At 63.3% G+C, this 20728-nt stretch carries 22 protein-coding genes, 1 other RNA gene and 1 riboswitch; of the genes, 12 read left to right on the top strand and 11 right to left on the bottom strand.

Annotation, left to right across the window (positions count from 1 at the left end; translation table 11 throughout):
• Nucleotides 1-37 precede the first annotated feature (37 nt).
• Complete coding sequence (tkt, locus tag ACCO56_RS24380; protein WP_433643579.1) at nt 38-2044, bottom strand: transketolase; 2007 nt, start codon at nt 2042-2044, stop codon at nt 38-40.
• Between the two features lie 274 nt (nt 2045-2318).
• Between tkt and ACCO56_RS24375 the strand changes: the two genes are divergently transcribed.
• Both ACCO56_RS24375 and ACCO56_RS24370 read left to right on the top strand, forming a co-directional pair.
• Nucleotides 2319-2591, top strand: coding sequence for a DUF4164 domain-containing protein (locus ACCO56_RS24375; protein ID WP_433643476.1), 273 nt, complete (start codon nt 2319-2321; stop codon nt 2589-2591).
• A 4-nt stretch (nt 2592-2595) separates the two neighbouring features.
• Nucleotides 2596-2961 carry a cell division protein ZapA gene (locus ACCO56_RS24370; RefSeq protein ID WP_433643475.1) on the top strand — a complete coding sequence of 122 codons (366 nt, stop codon included), beginning with the start codon at nt 2596-2598 and terminating at the stop codon, nt 2959-2961.
• A 44-nt stretch (nt 2962-3005) separates the two neighbouring features.
• Here the strand turns inward: ACCO56_RS24370 and ACCO56_RS24365 are convergent, their stop codons facing one another.
• Together ACCO56_RS24365 and ACCO56_RS24360 are read right to left on the bottom strand one after the other, a co-directional pair.
• Nucleotides 3006-4826 (bottom strand): ABC-F family ATP-binding cassette domain-containing protein, encoded by a 1821-nt coding sequence (locus tag ACCO56_RS24365; RefSeq protein ID WP_433643474.1) that lies wholly within the window; start codon nt 4824-4826, stop codon nt 3006-3008.
• A 6-nt stretch (nt 4827-4832) separates the two neighbouring features.
• Nucleotides 4833-5480: a thiamine diphosphokinase gene (locus ACCO56_RS24360; protein WP_433643473.1), complete on the bottom strand. Its 648-nt coding sequence runs from the start codon at nt 5478-5480 to the stop codon at nt 4833-4835.
• 158 nt (nt 5481-5638) lie between these two features.
• Nucleotides 5639-5760, top strand: a riboswitch (TPP riboswitch).
• A 39-nt stretch (nt 5761-5799) separates the two neighbouring features.
• Here ACCO56_RS24360 and thiB point away from each other — a divergent pair.
• The 5 genes from thiB (at nt 5800) to ACCO56_RS24335 (ending at nt 11965) form a co-directional block, all read left to right on the top strand.
• Nucleotides 5800-6801 carry a thiamine ABC transporter substrate binding subunit gene (gene thiB, locus ACCO56_RS24355; RefSeq protein WP_433643472.1) on the top strand — a complete coding sequence of 334 codons (1002 nt, stop codon included), beginning with the start codon at nt 5800-5802 and terminating at the stop codon, nt 6799-6801.
• Nucleotides 6802-7451: 650 nt separating this feature from the next.
• The gene (gene thiP, locus ACCO56_RS24350) at nt 7452-9107 is read left to right on the top strand and encodes a thiamine/thiamine pyrophosphate ABC transporter permease (RefSeq protein ID WP_433643578.1); all 1656 of its coding nucleotides are present in this window, start codon (nt 7452-7454) and stop codon (nt 9105-9107) included.
• A 43-nt stretch (nt 9108-9150) separates the two neighbouring features.
• Nucleotides 9151-9870: a thiamine ABC transporter ATP-binding protein gene (thiQ, locus tag ACCO56_RS24345; RefSeq protein ID WP_433643471.1), complete on the top strand. Its 720-nt coding sequence runs from the start codon at nt 9151-9153 to the stop codon at nt 9868-9870.
• Between the two features lie 229 nt (nt 9871-10099).
• Nucleotides 10100-11539, top strand: a complete 1440-nt coding sequence (locus tag ACCO56_RS24340) for a M48 family metalloprotease (protein ID WP_433643577.1) — start codon at nt 10100-10102, stop codon at nt 11537-11539.
• Between the two features lie 165 nt (nt 11540-11704).
• Nucleotides 11705-11965, top strand: coding sequence for a DUF2312 domain-containing protein (locus ACCO56_RS24335; protein ID WP_433643470.1), 261 nt, complete (start codon nt 11705-11707; stop codon nt 11963-11965).
• 144 nt (nt 11966-12109) lie between these two features.
• Here ACCO56_RS24335 and ACCO56_RS24330 read toward each other — a convergent pair whose 3' ends face one another.
• A complete protein-coding gene (locus ACCO56_RS24330; protein WP_433643469.1) occupies nt 12110-12658 on the bottom strand; it encodes a DUF488 domain-containing protein in 549 nt (182 codons plus the stop codon).
• Nucleotides 12659-12667: 9 nt separating this feature from the next.
• Nucleotides 12668-12883, bottom strand: a complete 216-nt coding sequence (locus tag ACCO56_RS24325) for a DUF2945 domain-containing protein (protein ID WP_433643468.1) — start codon at nt 12881-12883, stop codon at nt 12668-12670.
• 199 nt (nt 12884-13082) lie between these two features.
• On the opposite strand from ACCO56_RS24325, the gene ACCO56_RS24320 reads away from it, so the two are divergent.
• Nucleotides 13083-13664 (top strand): hypothetical protein, encoded by a 582-nt coding sequence (locus ACCO56_RS24320; RefSeq protein ID WP_433643467.1) that lies wholly within the window; start codon nt 13083-13085, stop codon nt 13662-13664.
• Nucleotides 13665-13855: 191 nt separating this feature from the next.
• A complete protein-coding gene (locus tag ACCO56_RS24315; RefSeq protein ID WP_433643466.1) occupies nt 13856-14191 on the top strand; it encodes a hypothetical protein in 336 nt (111 codons plus the stop codon).
• Between the two features lie 133 nt (nt 14192-14324).
• Here ACCO56_RS24315 and ACCO56_RS24310 read toward each other — a convergent pair whose 3' ends face one another.
• The 5 genes from ACCO56_RS24310 to ACCO56_RS24290 all read right to left on the bottom strand — a co-directional run bounded on the left by ACCO56_RS24310 (nt 14325) and on the right by ACCO56_RS24290 (nt 18336).
• A complete protein-coding gene (locus ACCO56_RS24310; protein ID WP_433643465.1) occupies nt 14325-15002 on the bottom strand; it encodes an outer membrane protein in 678 nt (225 codons plus the stop codon).
• 193 nt (nt 15003-15195) lie between these two features.
• On the bottom strand, nt 15196-15603 hold the full coding sequence (msrB, locus tag ACCO56_RS24305) for a peptide-methionine (R)-S-oxide reductase MsrB (protein WP_433643464.1): 408 nt from the start codon (nt 15601-15603) through the stop codon (nt 15196-15198).
• Between the two features lie 82 nt (nt 15604-15685).
• Nucleotides 15686-16876 carry a vWA domain-containing protein gene (locus ACCO56_RS24300; protein ID WP_433643463.1) on the bottom strand — a complete coding sequence of 397 codons (1191 nt, stop codon included), beginning with the start codon at nt 16874-16876 and terminating at the stop codon, nt 15686-15688.
• 39 nt (nt 16877-16915) lie between these two features.
• Nucleotides 16916-17362, bottom strand: a complete 447-nt coding sequence (locus ACCO56_RS24295) for an N-acetyltransferase family protein (RefSeq protein WP_433643462.1) — start codon at nt 17360-17362, stop codon at nt 16916-16918.
• Nucleotides 17363-17493: 131 nt separating this feature from the next.
• Nucleotides 17494-18336 (bottom strand): AAA family ATPase, encoded by an 843-nt coding sequence (locus ACCO56_RS24290; protein WP_433643461.1) that lies wholly within the window; start codon nt 18334-18336, stop codon nt 17494-17496.
• Nucleotides 18337-18485: 149 nt separating this feature from the next.
• Here ACCO56_RS24290 and ssrS point away from each other — a divergent pair.
• A non-coding RNA gene (gene ssrS, locus ACCO56_RS24285) (6S RNA) lies at nt 18486-18642 on the top strand.
• A gap of 114 nt (nt 18643-18756) precedes the next feature.
• Here ssrS and ACCO56_RS24280 read toward each other — a convergent pair.
• A complete protein-coding gene (locus tag ACCO56_RS24280) occupies nt 18757-19032 on the bottom strand; it encodes a hypothetical protein (protein ID WP_433643460.1) in 276 nt (91 codons plus the stop codon).
• 205 nt (nt 19033-19237) lie between these two features.
• Here ACCO56_RS24280 and ACCO56_RS24275 point away from each other — a divergent pair, with 205 nt between their 5' ends.
• Together ACCO56_RS24275 and ACCO56_RS24270 are read left to right on the top strand one after the other, a co-directional pair.
• A complete protein-coding gene (locus ACCO56_RS24275) occupies nt 19238-19825 on the top strand; it encodes a 5-formyltetrahydrofolate cyclo-ligase (protein WP_433643459.1) in 588 nt (195 codons plus the stop codon).
• 68 nt (nt 19826-19893) lie between these two features.
• Nucleotides 19894-20718, top strand: a complete 825-nt coding sequence (locus tag ACCO56_RS24270) for a TIGR00282 family metallophosphoesterase (protein ID WP_433643458.1) — start codon at nt 19894-19896, stop codon at nt 20716-20718.
• The last annotated feature ends 10 nt before the right edge of the window (nt 20719-20728 follow it).

Here is a 20728-nt window from a genome sequence, read left to right as displayed (position 1 = left end):
ACCTCAATCGTCGGCGCGTCCATCCAGTCCGTTGGGCTTACGCCTTCGCGTGCAGCCGCGCCTCGACAGCCTTCACCGTCGCCTCGGCCGTGATGCCGAAATGCGGATAGAGCTGCTCGATCGGGGCGCTCGCGCCGAAGCCGGTCATGCCGATGAAGATGCCGTCTGTGCCGATGAAACGATCCCAGCCCTGGCGCAGACCGGCTTCGATCGCGACGCGGACCGGCGCGTCGCCGATGATGGCGGCCTTGTAGCCGGCGCTCTGCTCCTCGAACAGCTCGAAGGCAGGAACCGAAACGACGCGCGTCGGATGGCCGTGCGCCTGGAGGGCCGTGCGCGCGGCGAGCGCGATCTCGACTTCCGAGCCGGTTGCAAAGATGGTGACGACCGCCTCGCCGTCGGCCCGCGCCAGTTCATAGGCACCGTAACGGCACAGATTCTCTTCCGTATAGTCGGTGCGCAGCGCCGGCAGGTTCTGGCGCGTCAGCGCCAGCGTCGAAGGCGTGTTCCGGGTTTCGAGCGCGATCTGCCAGCATTCCGCCGCCTCCATCGCGTCGGCGGGGCGGAACACGATGTGGTTCGGGATGGCGCGCAATGCGGCCAGATGCTCGACCGGCTGGTGCGTCGGACCGTCTTCGCCCAGACCGATGGAGTCGTGGGTCATGACGAAGATCGAGCGGATGCCCATGAGCGAGGCGAGCCGCATGGCCGGCCTTGCATAGTCGGAGAAGCACAGGAAGGTCCCGCCATAGGGGATGATGCCGCCATGTAGCGTCATGCCGTTCATGGCCGCCGCCATGCCGTGCTCGCGGATGCCGTAATAGACGTAACGATTCCCGTATTCGCCCGCCGCGATTGGCTTGGTCTGGGTCGTCTTGGTGTTGTTGGAGCCGGTGAGATCGGCCGAGCCGCCGATCGTCTCAGGCACGATGCCGTTGATCACCTCGAGAGCCATCTCCGACGATTTGCGGGTGGCGACCTTCGGCTTGTCCTCGGCAAGCTTCTTCTTGTAGTCGGAGATCGCCTGGTCGAAGTTGCCTGGCAATTCGCCGCGCATGCGCCGCTCGAACTCGGCCCGCAGTTCGGCACCGGCGTCGGCCAGACGCTTCTCCCAGGCAGCGCGATGCTTCCCGGCATTCAAGCCGGCGAGCCGCCAGGCGTCCAGGATGTCGGACGGCACCTCGAAGGGCTTCGCATCCCAGCCGAGCGCCTTGCGCGCGCCGGCGATCTCCTCGGCGCCGAGCGGCGAGCCATGCGCCTTGTTGGTGCCTGCCTTGGTGGGCGCGCCGAAACCGATGGTCGTCTTGGCCGCGATCAGCGTCGGGCGGTCGGAGTTGCGCGCCACCTCCAGCGCATCGGCGATGGCTTCCGGGTCATGGCCGTCGCAGGCGATGGTCTTCCAGCCGGAAGCTTCGAAACGCATCAATTGATCGGTGGAGTCGGAAAGCGACACGGGCCCGTCGATCGAGATGTTGTTGTTATCCCAGATCACCGTCAGCTTCGAGAGCTTGAGATGGCCGGCCAGCGCGATCGCTTCCTGGGAGATGCCTTCCATGAGACAGCCGTCACCTGCCAGCACATAGGTGTGGTGGTCGACGAGGTCGTCGCCGAACGTGGCGTTGAGGATGCGTTCGGCAAGCGCCATGCCGACCGAATTCGCCAGCCCCTGGCCGAGCGGCCCGGTCGTCGTCTCGATGCCGCCGGCATGGCCGTATTCGGGATGGCCGGCCGTGCGCGAGCCGAGCTGGCGGAAATTCTTGATCTCGTCGATCGTGATATCCTCGTAGCCGGTCAGGTAGAGCAGCGAATAGAGCAGCATCGAACCGTGCCCGGCCGACAGCACGAAGCGGTCGCGGTCGGGCCAGTGAGGGTTCTTCGGATCGTATTTGAGGAAACGCGTGAACAGCACCGTGGCGACGTCGGCCGCCCCCATCGGCAGGCCGGGATGGCCGGAATTGGCCTTCTCGACGGCATCCATGGAGAGGAAACGAATGGCATTCGCCATCCGGTCGTGTTTTTCGCGGTTGCTCATGATCGCTCGCAGATCCTGGGTTTAGGGGGCATTCGCCTGCCGCTCGCAAAGGCTGGGGACACATAGCAGTTGGTCGCGCGGAGTCAACAAACGGGCGGGTCTTGTGAATGGTGAAATGCCTCGTAAGCGGGGACTTCGGCCACGCACCATCTGACTGTTCAGCACTAAGGAGGGGATAGCTGCCTTGGGTTTATTGACGCCCGCTTCGTGCCACGCCTAAACTTTTGCCGTTAACGCGTTGGAACGCGTGCGATTCGAAAAGCTGGGCGGGCTTGGAACGGGAGCCATGACCGGAGAAGCGACACTCAGGGAGGTCATTGGACGGCTCGGCAAGGCGATCGAGGCCCTGGAGAATGCCGTTGCACTGCGCCTGGATCAGGATCAGGACTATGCCGAAGCCGAGGCCGAAGTGCAGCGCATGAACGCCGACCGCTCGCGCTTGGCGCAGGAGCTCGACAATTCCGAGGCGCGCGCCGAACGGCTGGAGGAAGCCAACAAGGAAGTCTCGCGGCGTCTCGTGACGGCCATGGAGACGATCCGCGCGGTGCTCGACAGGTGACGCCATGCCGCAAGTAACGGTGACCATCGACGGCAAGCAGTATCGGATGGCCTGCGACGAAGGCCAGGAAGAGCACCTAATGGGGCTTGCCCAGAACTTCGACCGCTACGTCTCGCATCTCAAGGATTCCTTCGGCGAGATCGGCGACCAGCGCCTGACCGTTATGGCCGGCATCATGGTGATGGACGAGTTGTCCGAACTGCAGAAGCGCATGAAGGGCATGGAGACCGAGATCGTCACGCTCCGCAAGACACGCGACGACGCCCTCATCAAGGCCGACAAGAACGACCAGGCGCTTACCGGCGCGCTGAGCGGCTTGGCCGATCGCATGGAAGCACTGGCCGCGCGGCTCGCCGTCAGGAAGGCGTGAAGCTGGACTGATTGCCTGGTGTGACGCGTGGTAACGGAGATGGTCTAGGTCCCCTCGATCGCCTCGCGCAGCATTTCGAGTTCCAGCCATTCTTCTTCCATGGCGCTTAGCGCGGCCCGTTCCTTGTCGAGGATGGCCGCTGTCTTATTGAATGCATCGGGGTCCTTCGTAAAGAGAGCAGGATCGGCGAGCTTGGCTTCGAGCTTAGCGATCGTCGCGGAAGCCTCCTCCATTTTCTTCGGCAGGGTTTCCAGCGCGAATTTCTGCTTGTAGGAGAGTTTCCTGGCCGGGCCCCTGGCAGGCTCGTCCTTGGGCGCGGTCGGCGCGATGCCAGCGGCGGCTTTCCCGCGCGCGGCCTTGCGGTCGTCGAGTCTCGTCCCGCCGCGCTGGGCGAGCATGTCGCTGTAGCCGCCGGCATATTCGATCCAGCGGCCGTTGCCGTCGGGAGCGATGGTGCTGGTGACCGTCCGGTCGAGAAAGTCACGGTCGTGGCTGACCAGGATCACCGTGCCGGGATAACCAGCGACCAGTTCCTGCAAGAGCTCCAGCGTCTCCATGTCGAGATCGTTGGTCGGCTCGTCGAGCACCAACAGGTTGGCCGGCCGCGCCAGGACGCGCGCCAGGATCAGGCGGGCACGCTCGCCGCCGGAGAGCTCGCGCACCGGCGTGCGCGCCTGCTCCGGCTTGAACAGGAAGTCCTTCATCCAGGAGACGACGTGGCGTTCCTCGCCATTCACCACGACGGTCTCGCCGCGGCCGTCGGTGAGATAATGCGCCAGGGTCTCCTCGGGGTCGACGGCCTCGCGCTTCTGGTCGAGCGTCGCGATCTCCAGATTGGTGCCGAGCCGTACCATGCCACTATCGGGTGCCAGCACGCCCGTCAGCATCTTGAGCAGCGTGGTCTTGCCCGCCCCATTCGGGCCGACCAGGCCGACGCGGTCGCCGCGCTGGATTCGTGTCGAGAAATCCCGCACCACGACGAGATCGCCGAAACTCTTGGTGATGTTCTTCGCCTCGATGACGAGCTTGCCGGATTCGGCTGCCTCGCTCGCCACCATGTTGGCGAGCCCCTCCGGCCCGCGATGGGTGCGGAACCGCTGTCGCATGGCCTGCAATTCGCCGAGCCGGCGCATGTTGCGCTTGCGCCGCGCCGTAACGCCGTAACGCAGCCAATGCTCCTCCCGCACGATCTGCCGACCAAGCTTGTGCTGCTCGCGCTCCTCCTCCTCGAGGATCGTGTCGCGCCATTCCTCGAAATGGCCGAAGCCCTTGTCGAGCCGGCGCGTCTGCCCACGGTCCAGCCATACGGTCGCCCGCGACACGCGCTCCAGAAAGCGCCTGTCATGCGAGATGACGACGAGGGCGGAGGAAGAGCGGACGAGTTCGTCTTCCAGCCATTCGATCACTTGCAGGTCGAGATGGTTGGTGGGCTCGTCGAGCAGCAATATGTCGGGCTCCGGCGCCATCACCTTGGCAAGTGCCGCCCGGCGCGCCTCGCCGCCTGAAAGATCGTCCGGCCGCTCGTCGCCGGTGAGGCCGAGATGGTCGAGCAGATAGGTGACGCGATGCAGGTCGTCGGCTGGCCCCAGCCCTGCCTCGACATAGGCGCGGACCGTCGCGAAGCCGTCCATGTCCGGGGTCTGGGGAAGGTAGCGAACCGTCGCCGTGGGCTGACGGAAGACCTCGCCGTCCTGCGGTTCGACCATCCCGGCGGCGATCTTGAGCAAAGTCGACTTGCCCGAGCCGTTGCGCCCGACCAGAGCGATTTTGTCGCCCGCCGAAGCCGACAGCGCGGCGCCGTCCAGCAGCGGCGTGCCGCCGAAGGTCAGCTTGATTCGGTCGAGACGAAGGAGTGGTGGCGCCATGTTGATCTAGAAAAGGGACCGGTCTGGATAGGGGTGGGCGAGTACGAGAGCCCGGCCCGAGCCGAGCTCGATCGCCAACTCCCGGGTGACCTCGTTGGAAATGGTGAGGGACGAGCCGAAAGGCACGGTGACGCGGTCGAGCGGCCAGCGCGCGCCGGTCACGCTGAGACCGGTCAGGTCGCTGAAGGCCAGGATGCTGAACAGCGTGCCGGGATGATAGTCGAAGCGCGACCATCCCGGCAGCAGCGCACGGCCTTCCTGCAGACCGCTGGTGAGCGTGACCTTGATCCCCGCTTCGGCAAGACGCAGGGCGAGCGTCAGGTGCAGATGCGCGTGATCGGCACGAGGGCCGCCGAAAGCGCCTCCCAGCAGCAGCGACGTCGCGCCGCGCGCGAGCGCGGCTTCGACGGCCAGTTCGCCGTCGGTCTTGTCCTTAATGACCGGGAAGACCTCGCGGGGCGTCTCCGGATAAGTTGCGGCCATCGCCTCGGAGACGGAATCGAAGTCGCCCACCCAGAGTTCCGGGGCGATACCAAGCGTATCGGCGTGCCTGATGCCGGAATCCGCCGCGATGACACGCGTGCCGGCCGCCTGCGAGGCAAGGCGTGGCGTGCGGACGAGATCCCCCCCGAGCAGGATGGTGAAGCGGCTCATGATGCCGCCCTCTATCAGGGGCGAGGGAAAAGGGGAAGGCGTGACGGGCGGTGAATGGTGAATGGTCGGGCACCGCCCGAACCCTTTCCATTCACCATTTCACCATTCATCATTCACCCCGCCGCTTGCTCTCGCTCATCACCGGCTCTATGTGTCTAGGCGCTCTAACGGGGTGCCGGCCGCGGATCGCGGGCCGGCTGAGAGGCTAGGGTCAGAGGCCCGCCAACCCGCCGAACCTGATCCGGCTTGTACCGGCGGAGGGATTAGATGCGTACGCGACAACGACGCCTCGATCCGCTTCGACACCATGGAGGCGCCGATGCGCGTGAAGTTCCTGTCTCTGCTCGCCGCAGCGCTGCTGCCGCTTGCCGGCACCGCGGCCGCCGAGGGCAAGCTCACCGTCTACACCTATGAGAGCTTCACCGCCGAATGGGGGCCCGGCCCCAAGGTGGAGAAAGCCTTCGAGGCGGAATGTGGCTGCGACCTGCAATTCGTCTCGGCCGCCGACGGCGTGGCGTTGCTCAACCGCGTGCGGCTCGAAGGCGAAGCGACCAGGGCCGATCTCGTGCTCGGCCTGGACACCAACCTCACCTCCGAGGCCCGGGCCACCGGCCTGTTTGCCCCGCACGATATCGACCTCGGGAATGTCGTGGTGCCAGGCGGCTGGCAGGACGACATGTTCGTGCCCTTCGACTATGGCTATTTCGCCGTCATCTACGACAGCCAGAAGGTCGCCAATCCGCCCGCTAGCCTCAAGGAGCTGGTAGAGGGCGATCCCGTGCAGAAGATCGTCATCCAGGATCCGCGCACCTCGACCCCCGGCCTCGGCCTGCTGCTCTGGATGAAGTCGGTCTATGGCGACAAATCCGCCGAGGCCTGGAGCAAACTGCGCGAACGTGTGCTGACCGTGACGCCCGGCTGGAGCGAGGCATATGGGCTGTTCACCAATGGCGAGGCGCCGATGGTGCTTTCCTATACGACCTCGCCCGCCTACCACATCATCGCGGACGGCAGCGACCGCTACCGCGCGGCATCCTTCGCCGAGGGCCACTACCTGCAGGTCGAGGTGGCGGGCATGACCAGGACGGGGGCGAAAAATCCACTGTCTCAGCGCTTCCTCGCCTTCATGACCGGCCCCGCTTTCCAGGACGTAATTCCTGAAACCAACTGGATGCTGCCGGCCGGCAAGCTCGAAAAGCCGCTCAATCCAGCCTTCGCCGGGCTGGTGCAACCCAGCAAGACGCTGCAGATCGATGCTGACGATGTGGCGCGCAACCGAAAGGCCTGGATCGACGAATGGCTAGCGGCGATGAGCAGGTAGAATTCGTCTCCAACGTGCTTTCGTCCCGACACCTCCCCCTGTCCTGCCGGACATCTCCTTCTCAAGAGGGGAGATTGCGCCTTCATCCAGCTTGGCGAGAAACCGGATGCCTGCCGATCTCCCCCTTGTGAGGGCTACGACATTCACACATCTTGGACGGTACGGACGGTGGCCCCTGTCACTTGCGTTTGGCTGCCTCGTTCTGCACCGCCGGGCGGCCGGCCGCAATGGAACGGAATGGATCCTCGGGTCAGCTCGCCCGCTGGCGCGGGCTCCCGCCCGAGAATGACGACTGCGTTGAAGGCCGGCCGCAAATCGCCGACGTTGGGGATTGGCGTCGCCATAGAGGCTTCGTCATCCTCGGGCCGGCGCCGAGCGAAGCGATGGCGACGTGACCCGAGGATCCATTCCGTTACGTCTCGGAAACCCACCCAACGGTGCAGAACGAAGTGGCCAAACGGTAGTGACAGCAGCCATCATCCGATCCCTTCCCTGCCGCCCGAGAAGTGTGAACTCGGTAGCCCTCAAGAGCGGAGATTGGGCTTTCGCCAAGCTTGGCGAAAAGCTGGATGTCAGCCGATCTCCCCCCTCGTGGGGGAAATGTCCGGCAGGACAGAGGGGGGCAACGTAGAGCGGGGATTCATCCCGTGATGCAGGCCGATACGCGCATCCTTGCCGGTGGCGTGGCGCTCGGCGCCATCGGCCTTCTGATCGGCGGCGCCTTCGCTGGACTGATCCTGCAAGGCGCGGGCGACTTGTCGGGAGCCGTCGCGGCTTTCGATCCTTATCTTTTGCGGGTTGCCCGCTTCACTCTGTGGCAGGCGCTGCTCTCCACGGTGCTCTCCGTCGTGCCGGCCCTGTTCGTCGCCCGCGCGCTTTCGCGGCATCCCGATTTTCCCGGCAGACGGTGGCTCATCGGCCTGTTTGCCGTGCCTCTCGGCCTGCCGGCGATCGTGGCTGCGTTGGGCATCCTCGCCCTTCTTGGTCGCGCCGGCTATTTTGCCGGCCTGCTGTCGATCTTCGGGAGCGGGGATTGGCCGGGCATCTACGGAATTTCCGGCATCCTCGTCGCGCATGTCTTCTTCAACCTGCCGCTCGCCACGCGGCTTTTCCTGGAGGCCCTGAACGCGGTCCCGGCCGACCACTGGCGTCTGGCGAGCCAGCTCGGCATGGGCGCGCGCCCCAGTTTCCGGCTGATCGAGTGGCCGGCATTGCGCGCCACCCTGCCCGGTGTCGCCGGTCTTGTCTTCATGCTCTGCATCACTTCCTTCACATTGGTGCTCACGCTCGGCGGAGGTCCCCGCGCAACGACGCTGGAGGTGGCGATCTATCAAACCCTGCGTTTCGACTTCGATCCGGCGCGGGCCGTGGCGCTGACCTTTCTGCAGATAGTGCTGACAGTGGCCGTCGTCGCCCTTCTCGCCCGGCTCGGCACGGATGTGACGGGCGAGGTGAACATGACGGTGACAAGGCGTCGTTTCCTGAGCCCCGGGCGCGGCGAAGCCGCGCTCAATGCGACTCTGATCCTCCTTGCGACACTCTTCGTCGTCGGGCCCATGGCCGCGACGGTCGCCTCCGGCCTGCGCGCCGACCTCGCCCGTCTCGCCATGGAGCCGGCGGTCCACGGAGCCGTGATCACCAGCCTCGTTCTCGCCTTCTTCGCAGCGCTTCTCTCGGTCGCACTCTCCTATGCGCTCACGGCATCGCGACGGGCGCTGCAACTGCGCCGTCACGGAGGCGCCCCTTCCCTGTTCGAGCTCCTGACCGGCACCGGCGCCGGCTTCGTTCTGGTTGTCCCGCCGATCGTCGTCGGCGCCGGCTGGTTCATTCTGCTGCGCCATGCCGGCGACGTCTTCCTGTTCGCGCCGGTCATGGTCGTGGCCGTCAACGCCGTGATGGCGATGCCTTTCGCGCTGCGCGCCATCCGGCCCGCCCATGACGCAGCGAGCGCGCGTCACGAAAAGCTATGCGCGCAGCTCGGCCTGTCCGGTTGGAACCGTCTGAGACTGGTGGAACTGCCGGTGCTGCGGCGGCCGCTTGCCACCGCCTTCGCCTTCGCCATGGCACTATCGCTCGGTGATCTCGGCGTCATCGCACTTTTCGGCAGCGACGCCGTCCAGACCCTGCCCTACCTGCTCTTCCAGCGGCTGGGCAGCTATCGCACGGCGGACGCTGCAGGCCTCGCTCTGCTGCTCGGCTTGATCTGCCTGGCATTGATGCTCGCAGCCGACCGGCTAGCAGGTCTCGGAAAAAGTGTTCCACGGTTTTCCGACAAAAACCTGCGGCAAGAAAAGATAAGCAGGTGAAGCGTGGGCAAAGCCACGCAGCCTGCTTAGGAAGGGAACGCACATGAAAGGCGGCGCAGCCGTGGTGCTCGAAAAGCTCCGCTTCAGCTATGGCGAGGCGGAGATGACCTTCGACCTGGCGGCTCCCGCCGGTACGATCGTCGCCGTCATGGGTCCGAGCGGATCGGGCAAGTCGACACTGCTCAACCTTATCGCGGGTTTCGAGATACCGTCTTTCGGGCAAGTCCTGATCGCAGGCCGGGACGTCACCCGGCTGCCGCCGGCCGAGCGGCCGGTATCGATGGTCTTTCAGGAGAACAATCTCTTCGCGCACCTTTCGGTCGAGAAGAATGTCGGCCTCGGCATCTCGCCGTCGCTCAGGCTTTCCGCTACCGACCAGGCAGCAGTGACGGAGGCTCTCACCCGCACGGGCCTCGCCGGCAAGGAGAAGCGCTTGCCCCGCGAACTGTCCGGGGGCGAACGTCAGCGGGTCGCACTGGCTCGCGCGCTGGTACGGGATCGACCGGTTCTACTGCTCGACGAGCCTTTCGCATCGCTTGGGCCGGCTTTGCGGACCGAAATGCTCGATCTCCTGGCCGAGCTCCACGCCGAGCGCCGCCCGACCGTGTTCCTCGTCAGCCACCATCCCGAGGACGCACGACGCATCGCCGAGCGCGTGGTCTTCATCGAAAACGGGCAGGTCTCGGCCGAAGGCGATGCCGCCGAATTCTTTGAAGGAACTGGTCCGGCAGCCTTCCAACGCTATGTCGGTGGAAGTAAATGAGGCGGTAATCCGAATAGCCGCCCGGAAGACGACATAATTGGCCGTCATGGAACCCTGCATGGTGCGAGCGTATTCTTGTATATTCGCGAAGACTGTGGCTTAGCTCCATGAAGGCTGACCGCGTCGTGTTGGGGGCCGACCAATCGAAAGGATGAAAGCAGCCTTGCACTTTACCCGTCCCGTGCCGCAGAGCCTGCGCCAGATGCGCATGGTTGCCGCCGTCGCGACGATGACGGCATTGTCGGGCTGCATGCTCTCGCCCGGCGGCGGGCTGAGCGAGAATGCCTTCCAGCCCTCCAACAATCCGGTCACCGTCGATACCGTGTCGCGCAACGACCGGCTGGCGGAACTCGCCAAGGGCCAGCATCCGCGCATCCTGGCCACCTATGGCGGCGAATACTCCGATCCCAAGTTGGAGCGCATGGTCGCGAAGGTCGTCGGCAATCTTACGGCCGAATCCGATAACCCATCGCAGACCTACCGCATCACCATTCTGAATTCGCCAAACGTCAATGCCTTCGCGCTGCCCGGCGGCTATCTCTACGTGACACGCGGCCTCCTGGCTCTGGCCAATGACTCTGCCGAGCTCGCCGCCGTCATCGCCCATGAGATGGGCCATGTGACGGCCAATCACGGACTGCAGCGCCAGCAGAAGGAAGCCGAGGAGGTCCTGGCCACCAAGGTGGTCTCCGACGTGCTGGGCGACAGCCAGGCGGCCAAGGCGGCGCTCGTGCGCGGGAAGCTCAGACTGGCACAATTCTCGCGCAACCAGGAACTGGAGGCCGACGCGATCGGCATCCGGCACAGCTCGCGCTCCGGCTACGACCCCTTCGCGGCGGCACGTTTCCTGCAATCCATGGCCGCCTATAGCGACCTGCGCAGCGTGACCGGCGCGGCCGACGCCAGCCTCGACTTCCTGGCCAGCCACCCCAACGCGCCGCAGCGCATCGAACTTGCCCAGCGTCACGCCCGCCAGTTCGGCACGCCCGGCGGCACCGGCGCGCGCGACCGCGATTCCTTCCTGGCGGGCATAGACGGCCTGATGTTCGGCGATACGCCCGACGAAGGCTTCGTCCGTGGCAACACCTTCCTGCACCCGCGGCTCGGTATCTCCTTCTCGGTTCCCACAGGTTTCGTCATCGACAATTCCGCCGCCGCCGTGACTGCCACCGGCCCTGGAGAGACAGCCGTGCGCTTCGACGGCGTGGCACTCGATCCAAAGGTGCCACTGGTCGACTATCTCAGGAGCGGCTGGGTTGCCGGCCTGGACCCCAGCAGCATCCGCGCCGTCTCGATCAACGGCAACGACGCGGCGGCAGCAAAGGCACGGGCCGGCGGCTGGCAGTTCGACGTCGTGGTTATCCGCCCCGGCGACGGCGGCCAGGTCTACCGGCTGCTCACCGCCGCGCCCGCCGCCAGCACGACGCTCGACGGCGTTGCCCGCTCGGTCAGCGGCAGCTTCAAGGTGCTCACGGCAGCCGAGAAGGCGGCGCTCAAGCCATTGCGCATCCGTCTCGTGACAGTGCGCCCGGGCGACACGGTCGGTTCGCTCGCCGCCTCGATGGTCGGCGTCGACCGTAAGCTGGAGCTCTTCCGTGTCCTCAATGCGTTGGGTCCCGGCGCCACAGTCTCGGCCGGGGACAAGGTGAAGATCGTCACCGATCGATGAGCCGGTGAACGAATATAGCGCTGCACGAGCGTTCAGGCGCAAGGCCTTCTTTATTCGCTACCTGCTATTCGCTCCTTCTTTGTCTTGACCCTCCCTCCCCCATCGGGCAATCGAAACGCCGATCTTTCGCGACCCCGAGTCGCCGCCCACTTCCAGGAGACATGCATGGCAGACGAAATCACCGAATCCAGCCAGACCGTGGCCGCCGGCCAGCTTCGGGCCTTCATCGAACGCATCGAGCGGCTGGAGGAGGAGAAAAAGACGATCGCAGACGATATCAAGGACGTCTATGCCGAGGCAAAGGGCACCGGCTTCGACACGAAGGCCATCCGCACGATCGTCCGGCTGCGCAAGAAGGACCAGGCCGAGCGGGAGGAAGAGGAATCGATACTCGATCTCTATATGTCGGCGCTCGGCATGGCCTGACCCTCGATAAGGCGCCCAGCGGCTATCGTTTATCGGTAGAAATACTGGGAAAGCAAATCCCACAGCATCGGATTGGAATCGGTCCGGTGCTGCAGCTGTATCGTGCGACGCCAAGGGCATGGCCGACTACAGGTTTGACCGATCTTACCCGTCCGATCGATTCGTGGCGGGATAGACGACCATACTGCCGGCTCGAACGACAGCGCCCGGAGTAAGGCGCGCGGGCTCCAGGCGGCCCTGCCCCATGATATGGAAAACGGTTTCCCCCGACGCGATCAGATAGTCGGCGACGATGCGGCGGTGACATCGCCACCATACGGCTTCCGCGCACATGATCACGCAACGCCGATGGCGTCCCTCATCCAGCAGATGCTCGAATCCCGCGTGAAACTGCAGCGAGAGCGCATAATCGGCGTAGTTATGGAAGCTCTCGTTTTTCCATAAACCATTGATCTCCGACCCTACGCTTCGTGTCCTTCCGCGAAGGCCGCCGAGGGCTGCGATATGCTCATAGGAAATATCGAAGGCCGCCAGGGCGTCAGGAAGCGTATCCATGGCGAACTGTGGGTTCGCCATGGATTTCGGGACTTTTCTAACGTCGGCGACAAGTTCGGTGCCCACGTCGTTCAGCAGTTCAACGAACTCTTCCAGGCTCCGGCTGGAATGGCCGATTGTGAAGAACGGCAGCTTCACGCGCTCCGCTTACCCTTGGATGTGATCAAGGGCGCTGCCCTTGTGCGCGGCGATATGGTCGGTCTTGTCGCTTTTGATTTCGTATTGAGGATCGTCTTCGGAAGCGTGACGGACATGCCCCTTGTAGTTGAAGTCTCTGGTATGGATCGCGACAATGGTTCCCGACACCCGACCGGCTTCGGAATTCCAGCTTACATGATCGCCGATCTCGAACTGCTTGGCCATCTTGCGGATCCCTCTTTCCCTCCCGAAGATCTCAATACCAGCGCACCATTATGATCGTTACGACGCTCATTGGCGGTATTTCTTTCATCCAACTCCATCACCCCATTTCAGTTCCACTTCCAGCAAGGAACTCCCGCAGGCGAGGAACAAATGTTCGAGTTGCGCATTGAACGAAGTTTACTCAGAGGTGGGGAAATCCATGCTCGTATCCCTGGCCACGGCTGAGGAAACCTTGTCGGCCATCGTCAGCTCGATCCCAAGCCTGGACGACAGGGTCCAGCCTGTCATTGAGGCGATTTCTGCTCCGGTCTACCTCACCAGCACCAAAGGAGTGGTGACGCACTTCAACAAGGCCTGTGTCGACTTCGCGGGCCGTCTTCCCGAACCCGGGCGGGACCATTGGTGCGTCACCTGGAAACTTTACACTCTGGAGGGCCAACATCTCCCCCATGAAAGTTGCCCGATGGCTCTTGCAATAACTCACCGGCAGCCCGTCCGGGGAGTATCGGCGGTTGCGGAGCGTCCGGACGGAACGCGCGTTGCCTTCACTCCCTTTCCAACGCCAATCTTTCACAATGGAGAGTTTGCAGGAGCGATAAACATCTTTGTCGATATCGCTACCACTCGGCAGATCGATGCCCTTCGAACGCAAGCAAATCGGTGCCGCCGTTTGGCCAACGGGATCAGCGACGACGAAACGGTCAAGACACTGAGAGGAATGGCAGACGACTATGAAGCTGAGGCACGAGAGATCGAACAGGCCAAGCTCTTCCGTAATTAGCAGCACTGGTCCCATGCGAACGTGCAGGGCGGATGACTAAATTAATGTTCGGCCGTCTTGTTTCGCAGGCCTTCCGTAGCCGAACATGAGGCTCCAGAAAAGCCATTACGATTCCATTGCCGATGCGGTACACCGACCGGCAAGACCGGTGCTTTGGTGCCGGTCATCCGAAGTGCGATAATGCAGCCCCGATGAACGACGGCGTTTCGAGCGAACTATCGGATCAGACACCGCGAGGCTTCTTCGCCGCCCGCTGGCACGGCAATATTCCGCTGTCGCGGCTGTTCTGGTGGGACATGGTGGTCGTCGGCACGGCCATCAACATAGCGACGACGGTTGCCGCTCTCGTCGTGCTGGCAATGAAGGGGTCGGCAGCGGCCGCGCTCGCAGTGCATCTGGCGGCCTTGCCTTACAATTTCTTCCTCTTCCTGGCGGTGTGGCGCACAGCCGAGAAAGCCACGCCGTCCTCGGCCTGGCTTCCCCAGCTTGGAGCGGCCGCCTGGCTCCTGCTGGCGATCGCGATCTGAACTCTCCGATCCGGCAAAACGAAAAAGCAGGCAGAGGGTGCACCCTCATGCCTGCTTTTCGAGCGGCTGAAGCCGCCTCCCCCTTCTCCGTATGTTCTGGGCCCGAAACTTGCGCCCGGGCCCAAAGCTCAAATCACCACTTGTAGGCGACACCCACCGTCACAGTGTTGAAGTGGAGATCGAAGTTGGTGTTGTCGAAGAGATCCTTGTCGCCGAAGTCGTAGTAGCGGTACTCCAGGCGGCCGAACCAGTTGTCGGTGAAGGCGTAGTCCACGCCCGCACCGATGGTCCAGCCCGTGAAGTCTTCACTGGCGCTGATGTCGAGCGGGACGCCTAGAGGACCGGCAATAGTCGCATCGGCGGACAGGTTGGTGAATGCCACACCGCCCGTTCCGAAGATCAACGCACGATCCCAGGCATAGCCCACACGGCCGCGGATAGAAGCCAGATAGTCGCTGCCGACATCGAGATCGACACCGCCGAAATCGTAGGTCTGATCGTTCCAGAGGGCGTTGATGTCCGCTTCCGCGCCGAGGACGAAGTTGTTGCCGGCCTGCCAGTTGTAGCCGATGAAGCCGCCCAGCATGCCGCCATTGAAATCCTCGCCATTCGTGAGAATGTCAGGATCGGTCAAGCTGGCATCGCCCCACGCATACCCGCCCTGGATACCGAGATAAGGTCCCGTCCAGGTGAAGATCGGAACTTCGGCAACTGGGGCCGGTGGCGGCGCTTCCACAACATCCGCCGCCATTGCACCGCCAGCCGCAAGCAGCAAGAACGTCGATGCCGTTAGAAGAATTTTTGAGCGCACTGTGACCTCCTGAGTCAATAATCTGCCAAGGAACCCCATAAACCCGCTCACGCCCTTGACTAAGCTTATAACCCAAAAGGTCTGCGCTGACTGTCACATATAGATCACACTCGTATGTCGATTATCGCAGCAACAAAGGGGGGCAGAAGTTCGCGCCGGAGGTTTGATGCGCTCAACTTCTGATTTGCTTCGATCAACTTTCCGCCGGTTCGAAGTTGAGCGCCACTCCGTTGATGCAATAACGCAGATGGGTCGGCGGCGGACCATCCTCAAAGACGTGGCCGAGATGGCTGCCGCAGCGCGAGCAATGAACCTCGGTGCGTACCATGCCGTAGCTCCGGTCGGTCGTGGTTTCCACGGAGCCCGGCACCGGATCGTTGAAACTTGGCCAGCCGGTGCCGCTTTCGAATTTGAGCTTGGATTCGAACAGGGGCTGATCGCAGCCGGCGCATTTGAAGGCGCCTGCGCGCTTTTCATGAAGAAGGGCGCAACTTCCCGGACGCTCGGTACCATGCTGGCGCATCACGGCGTATTGTTCCGGGGTCAGCAATGCGCGCCACTCGGCCTCGGTGCGGGTGACGGGATAAAGATGGTCTTCCATCGGCGGTTTCTCCGATTCTGATGTCGATGCCAATGTAGGGTCGCGCAGCCGGCCGCGAAAGCGGGTGCCGTGCAGGCAATGCTCAGTGCTTGCGCGACAATTCCTTCGTCGCGGCCTCTAGGCCCGCCAGCGTCAGCGGATACATGCGGCCTGCAAAGGCGTCGCGGATCATGCCGATCGAATGGGTGTAGCCCCAGTGCTGCTCGCGCACCGGGTTGAGCCAGACGGCGTTCGGCCACTGCGCGAGCACGCGGCTGAGCCAAACGATGCCCGCCTCGGCGTTCCAGTGCTCGACGGAACCGCCGGCATAAGCGATCTCATAAGGGCTCATCGAGGCGTCGCCGACAAAAACGACCTTGTAGTCGTGGCCATATTTGTGGAGCACGTCGTAGGTCGGGATAACCTCGCTGTGCCGACGGCGATTATCCTTCCATACGCCCTCGTACAGGCAATTATGGAAATAGAAATATTCGAGTTGCCGGAACTCCGCGCGAGCCGCCGAGAACAGTTCCTCGACAATCCTTATATGGTCGTCCATCGAGCCGCCGACGTCGAAGAACATCAGGAGCTTTACGGCGTTGCGCCGTTCGGGCCGTGTCTTGACGTCGAGATAGCCATGCTCGGCCGTGGCATGGATGGTGCCGGGCAGGTCGAGCTCCTCCTCTGCGCCTTCGCGGACCCAGCGGCGCAACCTCTTCAGTGCGACCTTGATATTGCGCGTGCCGAGCTCGATCGTGTCGTCGAAGTTCCGGAACTCGCGCTTGTCCCACACCTTCACGGCGCGACGATGTCGGCTTTCATGTTGGCCGATGCGGATCCCTTCGGGATTGTAGCCATAGGCGCCGAAGGGCGAGGTTCCGGCCGTGCCGATCCATTTCGAGCCGCCCTGATGACGCCCTTTCTGTTCCTCCAGCCTCTTCTTCAACGTCTCCATCAGTTTCTCGAAGCCGCCCAGCGCCTCGACCAGTCGCTTCTCCTCCTCCGTGAGATGCTTTTCGGCGAGGCGGCGCAGCCACTCCTCGGGGATGTCGGCGACATTGACGGCCCCCTCCCCCGACACGGCCCCGAGGCCTTTGAAGACGTGGGAGAACACCTGGTCGAAACGATCGATATGCCGCTCGTCCTTCACCAACGCCGAGCGCGCAAGATAGTAGAAACCCTCGACGTCATAGGTGACGAGGTCGGCCTCCAGACCCTCGAGCAGGGTGAGGTATTCGCGCAGCGAGACCGGGACCCGCGCGGCCTTGAGCTCGAGGAAGAAGGGGATGAACATCAGGCAGAACCACCGAAGGAGCGCTTGTCAGTATCCATCCTACAGCAGATCGTATTCGATGAAACCAGTACGCCGCGCCACGTGATCATAGAGCCTCCTCGCCGTCGCATTCGTCTCGTGCGTCATCCAGTAGACGTTCTTGACGCCGATCTTCGCCGCCTCGTCCTTGACCGCCGCGATCAGCGCGGCGCCCACCCCTTTGCCGCGGATATGCGAATCGGCAAAGAGATCCTGCAGGTAGCAATTGTTGACAAGCGACCAGCAACTGCGGTGGTAGAGATAATGGACAAGACCGACCGGCTTGCCATCCAGGAGAGCGAGGAAGCCCCTCGGCTCGAACTCACCGTCGGTGAAGAGCCGCTGCCAAGTGGAGGCGTAGACCTCTTCGGGCAGCCTGGTTTCGTAGAAGGTCAGATAGGCCGTCCAGAGCCGACGCCATTCGGCATGGTCCGATTGCTGAAGCGGGCGAACGGTGACTGTGGACATTGATATCTCCTCGATTTTCCTCAAGGCACCGCGCGGCCCGATCTGGACACGCAAAAGGACGCCCCAACACGTCGTCTTAGCCGCATTTATGCCCGCATCGGCAACGGTCCAGAACCGGGAAACCTCCTGTCCTATCCCTGCTGACGACGCGCCATGAAGGCAAGGCGCTCGAACAGATGCACGTCCTGCTCGTTCTTCAGAAGCGCGCCGTGCAGCTTGGGCAATGCATTCTTGGCGTCGGTGCGCAAATCCTCCGGCTGGATGTCATCGGCCACGAGCAGCCGTATCCAGTCGAGCGCTTCGGAGGTGGAGGGCTTCTTCTTGAGGCCTGACACCTCTCGAACTTCGAAGAACTGCGTCAGGGCGGCACGCACCAGGCTTTGCTTGATGCCGGGATAATGCACGTCGACGATGCGGTGCAGCGTGTCGACATCGGGGAAACGGATATAGTGGAAGAAGCAGCGCCTGAGGAACGCGTCCGGCAGCTCCTTCTCGTTATTCGACGTGATGATGACGATCGGCCGGACCTTGGCTCGGACGGTCTCGCCGGTCTCGTAGACATGGAACTCCATCTTGTCGAGTTCCTGGAGGAGATCGTTGGGGAACTCGATGTCAGCCTTGTCGATCTCGTCGATGAGCAGAACGACCTTTTTGTCGAAGGAGAAGGCATCCCACAGCTTGCCGCGCCGGATGTAGTTGTGGATATCGTTGAAACGCTCGTCCCCGAGCTGGGAATCGCGCAGCCGCGAGACGGCATCGTATTCGTAAAGCCCCTGCTGGGCCTTGGTCGTCGACTTGATGTGCCATTCGATGAGGTCGAGCCCCAACGCGGCCGCCACCTGCTTGGCGAGTTCCGTCTTGCCGGTTCCCGGCTCGCCCTTGACGAGGAGCGGGCGCTCCAGCGCAATGGCCGCGTTGACGGCCACCATCAGATCCTTGTCGGCGACATAGGCCGACGTTCCCTCAAATCGCATGCCTTGGTTCCTGCTTTTTGTCTCACGCGAACCCTACGGAGAGGGTCTTGCACGCGCAAGACCGGTCCTTGCGGCAATTTCTCCGCTAACGCGGTGAATTCGTTCGGCTGACGCTGGCGCCGCTCGATCGGCTCTACTATATTGGTCACGGCGTTCTGGGCCTCTCGGCAGGAGTAACATTTCCCCGGGGCCTTATCGATCTCGAAGGGAGCTGTCCCTGATTGGACCCGTGGGTTCTTTCACACGGCGCCCACCTACTTTGTAGGTTCCCGGGATCGACTTCTCCACCGGTCGCCTGGATCGCCACTTCTCCACTCCAAAACAGAAATGGGCCGGAACGGGTCGGCCGGCGCGTGGGGAAGACGGGCGCATTCCACCCCGGAGCAAGACACCAAGCTCGCGGGACTGCCGGAGAACTCGTCAGCGGCCCGAATAGATTTCCCAATGCGATGGCGGCAGATTCCACGCCTTGATGAAGCTGAATGCGTCGGACGGCCCCCCGCTGTCGGCGGTATCCCAGACGTTTGTGCCCGGTCTCTGCCTGGCCGGCGGGCGATCCATGCCGTCGTCAAAGTCGGGGGACTGCCGGCCCTGAACAGTCGATGCGAGGTTGTCCTGCCGAAACGACGGATCGGCTGCCGCGCAGCCGGCTAGGCCGATCAGCGCGGCACATACGAAGAGGATACGGCTCATCATGTTGTCCTTTCGATAGCCACGCGCCAAAACACCACTCGCCCGTCGGCCCAAGGTAGCTGCGTGCCGCTCTCGCACAAGCCAGACCAGGCCGTTATTGTACGACTTCAAACAACCAGGGTGACACAAAGTTGATGCAGGGATCGCGTTTTTGTGAGCCGAGACGACCGACAGAACAACGCTCCCCCTCGCGTGGCATGATCGCGCCATGACCGAATCGCGGATCCTCAAGAAGACCCTGCGACGCGATGCGCTCGCGCGGCGCGACGCCCTCGATCCGGCCTGGCGCATCGAGGCCTCGCTCGGCATGGCCGAGACGGCGAGCCAGGCGATCCCCATCGTGCCGGGCGCGATCGCCTCCGGCTTCTGGCCGATGCGCTCGGAAGTGGATGTGCGGCCGCTGATGTTCGCCCTGATGGAGAAAGGCGGGCGGCTGTGCCTGCCGGCCATCCTGGACAAGACGACGATCGTCTTTCGCGAGCTGGTGCGCGGCGCACCGCTGGTCGACATGGGTTTCGGCACGTCGGGTCCCGGCGAAGAAGCGGAAGTGCTCGACCCGGACGTGATGCTGGTGCCGCTCGCCGCCTTCGATCGCCGCGGCCATCGTATCGGCTACGGCGCAGGCTATTACGATCGGGCGATCGCAAAGCTCCAGAGACAGGGCCGCGCGCCGCGACTGATCGGCATCGCCTTCGACTGCCAGCAGGTCGACCACGTCCCGGACGAGCCTCACGACGTGGAACTTCCGGAAATCCTGACCGAAAGCGGCTTGCATCGTTTCGGCACCGCTGGCTAGAAGAGATTGTTTGCTGACGCAGCATCGCCATCCCGGGCGGTGCTGCAATGTTATGGCGTGGTTCTCCAATGAGACTTCTTTTCCTCGGCGACATGGTCGGACGCACAGGCCGCACGACGGTATGGGAGAAGCTTCCCGGCCTGATCTCCGACTTCCGCCTCGACTTCGTCATCGTCAACGGCGAGAACGCCGCCGGCGGTTTCGGCATCACCGAGGAGATCTTCCGCGAGACGCTGGCTGCCGGCGCCGATGTCGTGACCACCGGCAATCATGTCTGGGATCAGCGCGAAGCTCTGGTCTTCGCGCCACGCGAGGAACGGTTCCTGAGACCGGTCAATTTCCCCAAGGGCACACCGGGGCGCGGCTCCGGCCTGTTCATCGCAAAGAACGGCGCGCGCGTGCTGGTGGCCAACATCATGGGCCGCGTCTTCATGCAGCCTGACCTCGACGACCCCTTCCAGGCCGCCGAGCGCGAGCTGGCCGCCTGCCCGCTTGGAGAGCAGGCCGACGCCGTGGTGATCGACTTCCACGCCGAGGCCACCAGCGAAAAGATGTGCTTCGCCCATTTCGTAGACGGACGGGTAAGCTTCGTCGTCGGCACCCATACGCATCAACCCACGGCCGACCACCAGATCCTCAACGGCGGCACCGCCTACATAACGGATGCCGGCATGTGCGGCGACTACGACTCCTCGCTTGGCATGGACAAGGAGGAGCCGCTCAATCGATTCCTGTCGAAAGTGCCGAAAGGCCGCTTCGAGGCGGCGAGCGGACCGGCGACGATCTGCGGCGTCGGTGTCGACATCTCGGATCGCACCGGCCTTGCCGAAGAGATCGCACCACTGCGCCTCGGGCCCAGGCTGGAGGAGGCTGTGCCTTCGTTCTGGCAGTGAGTACAGGGAG

Origin of the sequence: Mesorhizobium sp. 1B3, assembly GCF_050958605.1 — a bacterium.
GTDB lineage: Bacteria > Pseudomonadota > Alphaproteobacteria > Rhizobiales > Rhizobiaceae.
This window is presented reverse-complemented; position numbering and strand designations above follow the sequence as displayed.

Excerpts from the sequence above, each read along its gene's own strand:
- ACCO56_RS24375 (WP_433643476.1), top strand. The coding sequence starts at position 2,319 with ATGACCGGAGAAGCGACACTCAGGGAGGTCATTGGACGGCTCGGCAAG.
- ACCO56_RS24370 (WP_433643475.1), top strand. The coding sequence starts at position 2,596 with ATGCCGCAAGTAACGGTGACCATCGACGGCAAGCAGTATCGGATGGCC.
- ACCO56_RS24365 (WP_433643474.1), bottom strand. The coding sequence starts at position 4,826 with ATGGCGCCACCACTCCTTCGTCTCGACCGAATCAAGCTGACCTTCGGC.
- ACCO56_RS24360 (WP_433643473.1), bottom strand. The coding sequence starts at position 5,480 with ATGAGCCGCTTCACCATCCTGCTCGGGGGGGATCTCGTCCGCACGCCA.
- thiB (WP_433643472.1), top strand. The coding sequence starts at position 5,800 with ATGCGCGTGAAGTTCCTGTCTCTGCTCGCCGCAGCGCTGCTGCCGCTT.
- thiP (WP_433643578.1), top strand. The coding sequence starts at position 7,452 with ATGCAGGCCGATACGCGCATCCTTGCCGGTGGCGTGGCGCTCGGCGCC.
- thiQ (WP_433643471.1), top strand. The coding sequence starts at position 9,151 with ATGAAAGGCGGCGCAGCCGTGGTGCTCGAAAAGCTCCGCTTCAGCTAT.
- ACCO56_RS24340 (WP_433643577.1), top strand. The coding sequence starts at position 10,100 with ATGACGGCATTGTCGGGCTGCATGCTCTCGCCCGGCGGCGGGCTGAGC.
- ACCO56_RS24335 (WP_433643470.1), top strand. The coding sequence starts at position 11,705 with ATGGCAGACGAAATCACCGAATCCAGCCAGACCGTGGCCGCCGGCCAG.
- ACCO56_RS24325 (WP_433643468.1), bottom strand. The coding sequence starts at position 12,883 with ATGGCCAAGCAGTTCGAGATCGGCGATCATGTAAGCTGGAATTCCGAA.
- ACCO56_RS24320 (WP_433643467.1), top strand. The coding sequence starts at position 13,083 with ATGCTCGTATCCCTGGCCACGGCTGAGGAAACCTTGTCGGCCATCGTC.
- ACCO56_RS24315 (WP_433643466.1), top strand. The coding sequence starts at position 13,856 with ATGAACGACGGCGTTTCGAGCGAACTATCGGATCAGACACCGCGAGGC.
- msrB (WP_433643464.1), bottom strand. The coding sequence starts at position 15,603 with ATGGAAGACCATCTTTATCCCGTCACCCGCACCGAGGCCGAGTGGCGC.
- ACCO56_RS24300 (WP_433643463.1), bottom strand. The coding sequence starts at position 16,876 with ATGTTCATCCCCTTCTTCCTCGAGCTCAAGGCCGCGCGGGTCCCGGTC.
- ACCO56_RS24295 (WP_433643462.1), bottom strand. The coding sequence starts at position 17,362 with ATGTCCACAGTCACCGTTCGCCCGCTTCAGCAATCGGACCATGCCGAA.
- ACCO56_RS24290 (WP_433643461.1), bottom strand. The coding sequence starts at position 18,336 with ATGCGATTTGAGGGAACGTCGGCCTATGTCGCCGACAAGGATCTGATG.
- ACCO56_RS24280 (WP_433643460.1), bottom strand. The coding sequence starts at position 19,032 with ATGATGAGCCGTATCCTCTTCGTATGTGCCGCGCTGATCGGCCTAGCC.
- ACCO56_RS24275 (WP_433643459.1), top strand. The coding sequence starts at position 19,238 with ATGACCGAATCGCGGATCCTCAAGAAGACCCTGCGACGCGATGCGCTC.
- ACCO56_RS24270 (WP_433643458.1), top strand. The coding sequence starts at position 19,894 with ATGAGACTTCTTTTCCTCGGCGACATGGTCGGACGCACAGGCCGCACG.